This window comes from Mycobacterium angelicum, assembly GCF_002086155.1.
In the GTDB taxonomy this organism is placed as follows: Bacteria; Actinomycetota; Actinomycetes; order Mycobacteriales; family Mycobacteriaceae; genus Mycobacterium; species Mycobacterium angelicum.
This window is the reverse complement of sequence record NZ_MVHE01000106.1, coordinates 1-10,952: the sequence shown is the minus strand read 5'-3', so window position 1 is coordinate 10,952 and position 10,952 is coordinate 1. Positions and strand designations below refer to the sequence as shown.

Here is a 10,952-nt window from a genome sequence, read left to right as displayed (position 1 = left end):
CGGGGCCGGCGGGGCCGGCGGCGTCGGCAGCACCGGTACCGGCCTGACAGGCCTGTCGGGCGCGACCGGCAGCACGGGTACCAAGGGTTCGACGGGCACCGGCGGCTCACCCGGAAACTGACGGTCGCGTGGCTAGCTCACCGGCGTCGAGTGTGCGTCCCTGGCGGAAAAAGAGCAGCGATTGCGCCCTACGCGCACACTCAAAACCCCACGCGCACAGTCGAATCCAGCGCGGCGCTCCAGCGTCCTAGCAGCCGGGTTAGGCCTCGAGCTCCCGCGCCACGGCCTTGACGACCTCGGAGATCTGCCGGGCCGTCTTGCGATCCGGATAACGCCCCTTGCGCAGCTCCGGCTGCACGGTGCTCTCCAGCAGCGTGATCATGTCCTCGACCATGCCGTGCAACTCGTCGGGAGTGTGCTTGTGCTCGGCCGGCGCCTCGCGGCGCGGGCGCGACAGCGACTTGGACAAGCTGGGCGGCGGATCAAGCAGCTTGAGGCTCAACGCCTGTGGCCCACGCCGTCCGGAAGCAACACCGAACTCCACGCGCTGACCCGCCTTGAGTCCTTCGACACCGGCGGGCAACGCCGAGGAGCGGACGTAGACGTCCTCGCCGTCCTCCTGCGACAGGAAGCCGAACCCCTTTTCGGAGTCGTACCACTTCACCTTGCCAGTCGGCACTGGTCTCACCTGCTTGTCTAACGGGTCATTGGGGGCAACAGAAGACGCGCCCCGCCTGCGCAGGACGCGATGACGATCTCAGATCCTACTCGGCTGGCCAGCCACCAAGCACCCCAGTTGATCGGTTACTCGGTACGCTGGCATTACCGCTGGAGGAGATATGCGCCTAGTCCTGAACATTATCTGGCTGGTATTCGGTGGCCTCTGGTTGGCCCTCGGATACCTGGTCGCGGCGCTTGTCTGCTTCCTGCTCATCGTCACCATCCCGTTCGGCTTCGCGGCGCTGCGCATCGCCTCATACGCCTTGTGGCCGTTTGGCCGCACGATCGTCGAAAAGCCAAGCGCCGGGGCAGGTGCCGTGATCGGCAACGTCATCTGGATACTGCTGTTCGGGCTCTGGCTGGCAATAGGGCACCTGGTGAGCGCGGCGGCAATGGCCGTCACCATCATCGGGATTCCGCTGGCGCTGGCTAACCTCAAACTGATCCCGGTGTCGCTGGTTCCGCTGGGCAAAGAGATCGTCCCCGCCGGCTCGCCGGCCCGTCCCGAACGGGTGCCCGCATGACACTGACCGCGCTGGGGTTGCCGACGGTACGCAACCGGGCGGCCCCGCTGCAGGGCGCACCGGCCGAGGGCCCCCTGCTGGACACCTTCGGCCGGGCCGCTACCGATCTGCGGGTCTCGCTGACCGACCGTTGCAACTTGCGGTGCAACTACTGCATGCCCGAACAGGGCCTGGACTGGCTGCCCGGCGAGCAACTGCTGCGCGCCGACGAGCTGGCCAGGCTGATGCGCATCGCGGTCACCCGGTTCGGCGTCACCAGCGTGCGATTCACCGGTGGCGAACCGCTGCTGGCCCGCCACCTCGAAGAGGTGATCGCGGCGGCGGCATCGCTGGAACCCCGTCCGGAAATCTCGCTGACCACCAACGGGGTCGGATTGGCGCGGCGGGCAACCGCGCTTGCGCAAGCCGGCCTGGACCGGGTCAACGTGTCGCTGGACAGCGTGAACCCCGCCCACTTCGCGGCCATCACCCGCCGCGACCGGCTCGCCGACGTGCTCGCCGGGCTGACCGCCGCCAAGGAGGCCGGCCTGGCGCCGGTCAAGGTCAACGCCGTGCTGGATCCCGCCACCGGGCGCCAGGACGTGGTCGAGCTGTTGAGGTTCTGCCTGGAAAACGGTTACCAATTGCGGGTCATCGAGCAGATGCCGCTGGACGCCGGGCACCAGTGGCGCCGCAACGCCGCGCTGAGCGCCGATGACGTGCTGGCCGCGCTACGCCCACACTTCCAGCTGACGCCCGACCCGGCACCGCGCGGCTCGGCGCCGGCCGAACTGTGGCAGGTGGCAGCGGGCCCAGACACACCGGGCGGAAAGGTCGGCATCATCGCCTCGGTGTCGCACGCCTTCTGCTCGACCTGCGACCGCACCCGGCTGACCGCCGACGGGCAGATCCGCAGCTGCCTGTTCTCCGCCGAGGAGACCGACCTGCGCGGGCTGCTGCGCGGCGGAGCCGACGACGCCGAGATCGAGGCGGCCTGGCGGGCCGCCATGTGGAGAAAGCCCGCCGGCCACGGCATCAACGACCCCAATTTCATCCAGCCCGACCGCCCGATGAGCGCCATCGGTGGCTGACGTGGCCGAGCAGATGGACGGAATTCCAGTGACCGTCCGCTATTTCGCGGCGGCGCGCGCGGCCGCCGGCCTCGAGTCGGAAACGGTGACGCTGCGCGCCGGCGCAACGGTCGCCGAGTTGGTCGACGGGCTGGCCGCCCGGGGCGCAAACCTCGCGACGGTGCTGAGCCGATGCTCGTATCTCCGCGACGGAATTGCCGTCCGAGACGACGCCGTAGCGTTATCGGCCGGCGACACGGTTGACGTACTCCCCCCCTTCGCGGGCGGCTGAGGCGCTGTGAAATATCTCACGTAACGGAACGATAACAACCCGGCCACGCTTCGATTTCGGGTGCTATGAGCTGCGCAAACACCTGCTCCCGCAGGCACTTTGCCTAGTGACCGAGCAGGAAACGCAGCGTTTCTGCACAGTGACGAGATCGACAGAAGCCGCTACCTTTCTCGGAAGGCAAGACAGCCAACCCGAATGACTTGCCTTCCCTGCCTAAGCATCACGCCGAGCTCCATCCAGTAGGCGAGGGATTCCGACCGCGGATGGAGGCGGGGGACCCACCAGATCCACCGACCGGATCGGGGCCGCTTGCGGCTCCTTGGGGTGAAGCCGACGTCGTTCACCGTTGTACGACGCTGGCCGGGTGACCTCTCTGGATGTGATCCAACCCGAACCCGACAGCTGACCTCGTAGGCGTGTACCGAGAGGAATTTCTGAGCGTATGAGTGGACGTCACCGTAAGCCCACGACTTCGAGCGTCAGCGTCGCCAAGATCGCCTTCACCGGCGCGGTGCTCGGTGGCGGCAGCATCGGCAGCATGGCGCTGGCCGGTCAGGCGAACGCCGCGACCGACGGCGAATGGGACGCTGTCGCCCGCTGCGAATCCGGCGGCAACTGGGCCATCAACACCGGTAACGGCTACTACGGCGGCGTGCAGTTCACCCCCGGCACCTGGGCTTCGCACGGCGGCGGCGAGTTCGCCCCATCTGCCCAGATGGCCACTCGCGAGCAGCAGATCGCCGTCGCTGAGCGTGTTCTCGCGACCCAGGGCCGCGGCGCGTGGCCGGTATGCGGCCACGGGCTGTCCGGCGCGACGCCCCGCGAAGTTCCCGCTCCGGCCGGCCTGAACGGGCCGCTGGACGCGCCTGAGGTCAACGGTGAGCCGGCCCCGCTGGCCGACCCGGCACCGCCGGCGCCCGCCGACCCCGCGCCTGCTGACCCGGCTCCCGGCGTGCAGTTGGTCGGCAACGACATTCCCGCTCCCGCTGAGCTGCCGCCGCCGGCCGAGCTGCCGCCGCCGGCCGAGCTTCCGGCTCCCGCCGACGCGTTGCCGCCGGCTCCCGCTGAGCTCGCTCCGGCTCCGGCCGACTTGCCGCCGGCTCCGGCCGACTTGCCGCCCGCTCCGGCCGACCTGGCTCCTGCTCCGGCCGACCTGCCGCCCGCTCCGGCCGACCTGGCTCCGGCTCCGGCTCCAGCCGACCTGCCGCCCGCTCCGGCCGACCTGGCTCCGGCTCCGGCCGACCTGGCTCCGGCTCCGGCTCCAGCCGACCTGCCGCCCGCTCCTCCGGCGGACCTGCCGCCCGCTCCGGCCGACCTGCCGCCCGCTCCGGCCGACCTGCCGCCCGCTCCGGCCGACCAGCAGCCGGCCCGCGGAGTCATCGAGGCAGGGACGCAGCTGGCCGATCCACAGCCGGCCGACGTGCCGCCCGCCCCGGAAGCCGACGCTCCGGTGGAAATCCACCAGGTCTCGACCGTCGCCTACACCAAGAAGTTGTGGGACGCGATCCGGGCGCAGGACGTCAGCGGCAACGACGCGCTGGACGCGCTCGCTCAGCCGTACGCAATCGCCTAAGAGCTCAGGCCGAACCCACCCATTCTTCGGACCCGTCTTCGAAGAACTGGTGCTTCCACACCGGAAGCCGCGCCTTAACGGTGTCGACCAAACGCGCACAGGTGGCGAAGGCTTCCTGTCGATGGTCGGCGGCAACGGCGGCGACCAAGGCGGCGTCCCCGATCTGTAGTACGCCGATTCGGTGGCTGGCCGCCACGGCCCGCACCCCGCTGGACTGCTGCGCCACCTCGGCGACGACGTCAGCAAGGACCTGAGCGGCCGACGGGTGCGCGGAGTATTCCAGCCGCACGACCTGGCGTCCGCCGTCGTGGTCGCGGATCATTCCGAGGAATCCCACCACGGCTCCCGCGGATTGATGGCCGACCAGATCCTCGTGCTCGGCCAAAAAGATCGGCTGGTCGGTCAGCGCGGCGCGCACGACCACCGTCATCAGCGCCACTCCTCCTCATCGCTACGCGCTGCATCGTCGTCGGCGCGCGTCATCGCTGGTGATCTTGGCCGGCGAGCTGGTCGAGGGCATGGTCGAGCACACCCTCGAGTACCGCGAGGCCGTCGCGAACCCCACCCTTGGAACCGGGCAGGTTGACGATCAGGGTCCGGCCGGCAACACCACACACGCCGCGCGACAGTATCGACGTCGGAACCTTCGGCAAACCGGAGCGGCGAATCTCGTCGGCTAGGCCGGGAACGATGTAGTCCAGCACCGCCACGGTCTGCTCCGGGGTGCTATCGGTGGGCGAGATGCCGGTGCCGCCGGAGGTGATGATTACGTCTACGCCCTCTTCCAATGCGTCATGTAACGCGTCGCCCACCGGGTTGCCGTCGGCGACAACGCGCGGCTCGGCGGTCGAAAAACCGCGCTGGGAAAGCCATTCGGCGATGATGGGCCCGCACTCGTCGGCGTAGACACCCTCCGATGCGCGGGTCGAGGCGATGACGACGCGAGCCGACCGACTAGTCACTGGCGCACCCAGCTTCCGCTGCGGCCGCCGTCTTTGCGCAACACCCGGATGTCATCGATGCGCGCGGCCGGGTCAACCGCCTTGATCATGTCGTAAAGAGTCAGCGCCGCCACGCTCACAGCCGTCAGAGCCTCCATTTCGACGCCGGTTCGATCGGTGCTGCGCACGGTCGCGGTGATCTCGATATCCGACTCCCCGACGCCGAAATCGACGTCGACGCCGGTGAGCGCCAACTGATGGCACAGGGGAATGAGGTCGCTGGTGCGTTTGGCCGCCAGAATCCCTGCCACCCGTGCGGTGGCCAGCGCGTCGCCCTTGGGCAGGCCGCCGGTCGAGATCAGCGACACCACCTCTGCCGACGTACGCAGAGCGCCGGCCGCGACGGCGGTGCGCCTGGTCGCTCCCTTGTCGGTGACGTCGACCATGTGCGCGGCCCCCCGCTCGTCCAGGTGCGACAGCGCGCTTGACCTGGCCATCCCCCGGCTACCAGCCGCGAACTGTTACCGGGTGGACGTAAGGCAGGTCCGTCGCGGGCACCGGGAACACTATTTCACCGAAGGGTGACAGCGCACCGGTGCGGTCGGTCACGAGTTCGCTTACGGCATGGTCGTCCGGATCGGTGGTCGGCCATCCGTTGTCCACGTACTTGGTCTTGCGTGCCTTGCCTTCACCATTGTCAGCCACGGGGTCCATTCTGACAGGTCCCGCACCCGTCCGCGGCGAAAGGTTGCGGCCTACGCTGATCAGCAATGACCGAACACACGCCGGATATCCCGCTGGGGTCCTGGCTGGCCGACTTGCCCGACGAGCGGCTGATCCTGCTATTGGAGCTGCGGCCCGACCTTGCCCAGCCGCCGCCGGGCAGCATCGCCGCGCTCGCCGCGCGCGCCCAGGCCAGGCAATCGGTCAAAGCCGCCACCGACGAACTCGACTTTTTGCGGCTGGCCGTGCTCGACGCGTTGCTGGTGCTGCAGGCCGATACCGAGCCGGTGCCGGTCGCCAAGCTGCTGGCCCTGATCGGCGATCACGCGCCCCAGGCTGACGTCGTTGCCGCGCTGGACGACCTCAAGCTGCGTGCCCTGGTGTGGGGCGAGGCCGCGGTCCGGGTGGCCTCCGACGCCGCCACGGCGCTGCCCTGGCACGCCGGACAGGTCACGCTTGAGGATCGGTCGCGATCGGGCGAAGAGATCGCGGCGCTGATCGAGGACCTCGACGAGTCGCAGCGCGACGTGCTGGAGAAGTTGCTCGAAGGATCGCCCATGGGGCGTACCCGCGACGCGGCACCCGGCGCGGCACCGGACCGGCCCGTGCCGCGGCTGCTGGCGACGGGTCTGCTGCGCCGCATCGATGCCGAGACGGTGATCTTGCCGCGGCACGTCGGGCAGGTGTTGCGCGGTGAGCACCCGGGTCCGCTGCAACTCACCGCGCCCGACCCGGTGGTATCCACCACCACGCCCGACGACGCCGACGCCGCGGCGGCCGGGGCCGTCATCGATCTGCTGCGCGAGCTGGAAGTGCTGCTCGAAAACCTCAGTGCCACACCGGTATCCGAGCTGCGCAGCGGCGGGCTGGGAATACGGGAACTCAAGCGGCTGGCCAAGACAACCGGAATCGACGAGCCGCGGCTGGGCCTGATCCTCGAGATCGCGGCCGCGGCCGGACTGATCGCCAGCGGCATCCCCGATCCCGAACCACTGCACGGCGAGAGCCCGTATTGGGCGCCGACGGCGACGGTCGACCGGCTCACCTCGATGACTCCGGCCGAGCGCTGGTACCTGTTGGCCAGCACCTGGCTGGATCTACCCGGCCGGCCGGCGTTGATCGGCAGTCGCGGACCGGACGCCAAACCGTATGGCGCACTGTCGGATTCATTGTTCTCCACGGCCGCGCCGCTGGATCGCCGGCTGCTGTTGGGCATGCTCGCCGAACTGCCGGGCGGCGCAGGCGTGGACGCGACGTCGGCGTCGGCGACGCTGATCTGGCGGCGGCCACGCTGGGCCCGACGGCTGCAGCCCGATCCCGTCGCCGACTTGCTGAACGAGGGTCACGCGCTGGGTCTGGTGGGTCGCGGAGCGATCAGCGGTCCCGGCCGGGCGCTGCTGGACGACGGCGCAGACCCGGCCGCCGTCGTCGACTCAATGACGCGGGCACTGCCCAAACCGATCGACCACTTTCTGGTCCAGGCCGACCTGACCGTCGTGGTACCCGGGCCGCTCAATCGCGACCTGGCCGACGCCCTGGCCACGGTTGCCACCGTCGAGTCGGCCGGCGCGGCGATGGTGTACCGAGTCAGCGAGCAGTCGATCCGGCATGCGCTCGATATCGGCAAGACTCGCGACTGGATGCACACGCTATTCGCCAACCATTCCAAAACGCCGGTGCCGCAAGGGCTTACCTATCTGATCGATGACGTCGCGCGCCGGCACGGGCAGCTTCGGATCGGTATGGCAGCTTCGTTCGTGCGGTGCGAGGATCCGGCCCTGCTGGCCCAGGCCGTGGCGTCGCCCGCAGTCGAAGGCCTTGCGCTGCGGGCTCTGGCGCCGACGGTGGCGGTATCTCCCGCGCCGATATCGGAGGTACTCGCCGGGTTGCGGGCCGCCGGATTTTCCCCGGCCGCCGAGGATTCCACCGGCGCCATCGTGGACATCAGGCCCCGCGGCGCACGGGTGCCCGCGCCGCAGCAACGCCGTCCCTACCGTCCGGCGCCGCGACCGAACAGCGAGACCCTCAACGCCGTCGTCTCGGTACTGCGCAAGGTGACCGCCGCGCCGTTCGGAAACATCCGGGTCGACCCCGCGGTCGCGATGTCGCTGCTGCAGCGCGCTGCCAGGGATCAGGACACGGTGTTGATCGGCTACCTCGATGCCGCCGGGGTGGCCACCCAGCGGGTGGTTTCGCCCATCCTGATCCGGGGCGGCCAGCTCACGGCGTTCGATTCGGCTTCGGGAAAGCTGCGCGAGTTCGCTATCCACCGCATCACGTCGGTGGTGTCGGCCGACGACGGATAATGGACGGTTATGACTGACGGACCGTTGATCGTGCAGTCCGACAAGACGGTGCTGCTCGAAGTGGACCATGAGCTATCCGGCGCGGCACGCGCCGCGATCGCGCCGTTCGCCGAGCTGGAACGCGCACCCGAGCACGTGCACACCTACCGCATCACGCCGCTGGCGCTGTGGAATGCCCGCGCGGCCGGCCACGACGCCGAGCAGGTCGTCGATGCGCTGGTGAGCTTTTCCCGCTACGCGGTGCCGCAGCCGCTGCTGGTCGACATCGTCGACACCATGGCCCGCTACGGCCGCCTGCAATTGGTCAAGAGTCCCGTGCACGGCCTGACGCTGGTCAGCCTGGATCGCGCGGTGCTCGAAGAGGTGCTGCGCAACAAGAAGATCGCGCCCATGCTGGGCGCCCGCATCGACGACGACACCGTCGTCGTGCACCCCAGCGAACGTGGCCGGGTCAAGCAGATGCTGCTCAAAACCGGTTGGCCCGCAGAGGATCTCGCCGGTTACGTAGACGGCGAGGCGCATCCGATCAGCCTCGCGCAGGACGGCTGGCACCTGCGCGACTACCAGCAGATGGCCACCGACTCGTTCTGGGCCGGCGGCTCGGGTGTGGTGGTCCTGCCCTGCGGCGCGGGCAAGACGCTGGTCGGCGCGGCGGCGATGGCGAAAGCCAGTGCGACGACGCTGATCCTGGTCACCAACATCGTGGCCGCCCGCCAATGGAAGCGCGAGCTGGTTGCGCGCACCTCGCTGACCGAGGATGAGGTCGGCGAATACTCCGGTGAGCGCAAGGAGATTCGGCCGGTCACCATCTCGACCTATCAGATGATCACCCGCCGCTCCAAGGGCGAGTATCGGCATTTGGAGCTTTTCGACAGCCGCGACTGGGGGCTGATCATCTACGATGAGGTGCACTTGCTGCCCGCGCCGGTGTTCCGGATGACCGCCGATTTGCAGTCCAAGCGACGGCTTGGGTTGACCGCCACCCTGATCCGCGAAGACGGCCGCGAGGGTGACGTCTTCTCCCTGATCGGCCCCAAGCGCTATGACGCGCCGTGGAAAGACATTGAGGCGCAGGGTTGGATCGCACCGGCCGAATGCGTCGAGGTTCGGGTGACGATGACCGACAACGAGCGGATGATGTACGCCACCGCCGAACCCGAAGAGCGCTACCGGCTGTGTTCGACGGTGCACACCAAAATCGCTGTGGTGAAATCGATTCTGGAAAAGCACCCCGGCGAGCAGACCCTGGTGATCGGCGCCTACCTCGATCAGCTTGACGAGCTGGGCGCCGAGCTGAATGCACCGGTCATCCAGGGCGCCACCAAGACCAAGGAACGCGAAGCGCTGTTCGACGCCTTCCGCCGCGGCGAGATCACCACGCTGGTGGTGTCCAAGGTGGCCAACTTCTCCATCGACCTACCGGAAGCCTCTGTGGCGGTACAGGTTTCGGGCACGTTCGGCTCACGCCAGGAAGAGGCACAGCGACTCGGGCGGCTGCTGCGGCCCAAGGCCGACGGCGGCGGTGCCATCTTCTACTCGGTGGTGGCCCGCGACAGCCTGGACGCCGAATACGCCGCACACCGGCAACGCTTCTTGGCCGAACAGGGCTACGGCTACATCATCCGCGACGCCGACGACTTACTCGGCCCGGCCATTTAGACCGCACCAGAATCTTCCGACGAATTCCTATCTGTTGGGCACGAAGGCGATAGCGTCTTAGCACTGAACGGATAGCGAGCGATTCGGTTTGTGCCTTCCGACGTGAACGAGGTGCGAGTTGTCGTTTGTGATTGCGTCGCCGCAGATGCTGGTGGCCGCGGCCACGGAGCTGGCGGGAATCGGGTCCACCATCGGGGCGGCCAACGCGGCCGCGGCGGCACCGACGACCGCGTTGGCAGCCGCCGCCGGCGACGAGATCTCGGCGGCGGTCGCGGCACTGTTCGGCAGCCACGCGCAGCAATATCAGGCGATCAGTAGGCAGGCGACGGCCTTTCACGAGCAGTTCGTACACACGCTGACCGGCGCCGGGTACACGCTGGCCGCCGCCGAAGCCACCAACGCATCCTGGACCGGGTTAGCAGCGGGCGGGGCTGGGTCGCTGCTGGTGGATTCCGTTCAGCAGATCGGCCAGGCGTGGCTCAACAGCCCACTTGGCGCGGTAGTCGATCCGGTGCTCAACGCACCCTTCATTGCACTGACCGGACGCGGCCTGATCAGCAACGGCGCCACCGGGATCGCCGGTGTCAACGACGGCACCGGCGGGGCTGGTGGCTGGTTGTTCGGCAACGGAGGGACCGGCGCGGCGGCCACGGCCACCACAGCCGCCGGTCGGGGCGGCGATGCCGGGCTCGTCGGCAACGGCGGGTCCGGCGGCGTTGCCCTGGCCAGCTCCGGCGGCGCCGGTGGCGGCGGCGGCAACGGCGGCCTGTTGATGGGCAATGGTGGGCCCGGAGCCCCTGGTGCGCCCTCGTTCAACCCCGCCGTCGCCGGTGGCCCGGGCGGTCCCGGCGGCAATGCCGGCTGGCTCGGCACCGGGGGGACCGGCGGGGCCGGCGGAGCGGGCGCCGCCGGGTTCATCGGCGACAGCGGCCTAGCCGGTGCCATCGGTGGCAACGGCGGGGGTGGCAGCAACGGCGGCAACGGCGGGGCCGGCGGCTTGGGCGGCACGCTAGCCGGCAACGGCGGATCCGGCGGCGTCGGCGGCACCGGCGGAGCCGGCGGGACCGGCGGCCACGGGGGCAACGGCAGCGCCGGCAGCTACGCCACCGGCAATGGCACCGGCGGGGCGGGCGGCGGCGGCGGTGACGGCGGCACCGGCGGCATG

12 protein-coding genes and 1 riboswitch are annotated in these 10,952 nt (G+C 69.3%); of the genes, 7 read left to right on the top strand and 5 right to left on the bottom strand.

The features are described 5' to 3' along the window. Positions 1-259: 259 nt before the first annotated feature. The gene (locus BST12_RS27555) at positions 260-679 is read right to left on the bottom strand and encodes a cold-shock protein (protein ID WP_083116364.1); all 420 of its coding nucleotides are present in this window, start codon (positions 677-679) and stop codon (positions 260-262) included. A gap of 160 nt (positions 680-839) precedes the next feature. Here BST12_RS27555 and BST12_RS27550 point away from each other — a divergent pair, with 160 nt between their 5' ends. The 4 genes from BST12_RS27550 to BST12_RS27535 all read left to right on the top strand — a co-directional run bounded on the left by BST12_RS27550 (position 840) and on the right by BST12_RS27535 (position 4,158). Continuing rightward, the gene (locus tag BST12_RS27550) at positions 840-1,244 is read left to right on the top strand and encodes a YccF domain-containing protein (protein WP_083116363.1); all 405 of its coding nucleotides are present in this window, start codon (positions 840-842) and stop codon (positions 1,242-1,244) included. Further along, positions 1,241-2,314 carry a GTP 3',8-cyclase MoaA gene (gene moaA, locus BST12_RS27545; RefSeq protein WP_083116362.1) on the top strand — a complete coding sequence of 358 codons (1,074 nt, stop codon included), beginning with the start codon at positions 1,241-1,243 and terminating at the stop codon, positions 2,312-2,314. Before BST12_RS27550 ends, moaA begins: the two co-directional genes overlap by 4 nt. 13 nt (positions 2,315-2,327) lie before the next feature. After that, positions 2,328-2,585 carry a MoaD/ThiS family protein gene (locus tag BST12_RS27540; RefSeq protein WP_083116366.1) on the top strand — a complete coding sequence of 86 codons (258 nt, stop codon included), beginning with the start codon at positions 2,328-2,330 and terminating at the stop codon, positions 2,583-2,585. Positions 2,586-2,798: 213 nt separating this feature from the next. Continuing rightward, a riboswitch (cyclic di-AMP (ydaO/yuaA leader) is annotated at positions 2,799-3,018 on the top strand. A 9-nt stretch (positions 3,019-3,027) separates the two neighbouring features. Then, entirely contained in the window at positions 3,028-4,158 is a 1,131-nt protein-coding gene (locus BST12_RS27535) for a transglycosylase family protein (RefSeq protein WP_083116361.1), read from the top strand. 4 nt (positions 4,159-4,162) lie between these two features. Here the strand turns inward: BST12_RS27535 and BST12_RS27530 are convergent, their stop codons facing one another. The 4 genes from BST12_RS27530 to BST12_RS27515 are packed head-to-tail and all read right to left on the bottom strand — an operon-like array spanning position 4,163 to position 5,804. Next, positions 4,163-4,588, bottom strand: a complete 426-nt coding sequence (locus tag BST12_RS27530; RefSeq protein WP_083116365.1) for a molybdenum cofactor biosynthesis protein MoaE — start codon at positions 4,586-4,588, stop codon at positions 4,163-4,165. Between the two features lie 49 nt (positions 4,589-4,637). Continuing rightward, the gene (locus tag BST12_RS27525; RefSeq protein WP_083116360.1) at positions 4,638-5,120 is read right to left on the bottom strand and encodes a MogA/MoaB family molybdenum cofactor biosynthesis protein; all 483 of its coding nucleotides are present in this window, start codon (positions 5,118-5,120) and stop codon (positions 4,638-4,640) included. Next, positions 5,117-5,596 (bottom strand): cyclic pyranopterin monophosphate synthase MoaC, encoded by a 480-nt coding sequence (gene moaC, locus BST12_RS27520; RefSeq protein WP_083116359.1) that lies wholly within the window; start codon positions 5,594-5,596, stop codon positions 5,117-5,119. The genes BST12_RS27525 and moaC overlap by 4 nt, the downstream gene beginning before the upstream one ends. Before the next feature lie 7 nt (positions 5,597-5,603). Further along, complete coding sequence (locus tag BST12_RS27515) at positions 5,604-5,804, bottom strand: hypothetical protein (RefSeq protein ID WP_139801988.1); 201 nt, start codon at positions 5,802-5,804, stop codon at positions 5,604-5,606. Positions 5,805-5,869: 65 nt separating this feature from the next. Between BST12_RS27515 and BST12_RS27510 the strand changes: the two genes are divergently transcribed. From BST12_RS27510 to BST12_RS34410, 3 genes are all read left to right on the top strand, one after another. Continuing rightward, positions 5,870-8,128 (top strand): helicase-associated domain-containing protein, encoded by a 2,259-nt coding sequence (locus tag BST12_RS27510; RefSeq protein ID WP_083116357.1) that lies wholly within the window; start codon positions 5,870-5,872, stop codon positions 8,126-8,128. 9 nt (positions 8,129-8,137) lie between these two features. Next, the gene (locus BST12_RS27505; RefSeq protein WP_083116356.1) at positions 8,138-9,787 is read left to right on the top strand and encodes a DNA repair helicase XPB; all 1,650 of its coding nucleotides are present in this window, start codon (positions 8,138-8,140) and stop codon (positions 9,785-9,787) included. 127 nt (positions 9,788-9,914) lie between these two features. Then, on the top strand, positions 9,915-10,952 hold a 1,038-nt coding region (locus BST12_RS34410), incomplete at its 3' end, for a PE family protein (protein ID WP_281254844.1).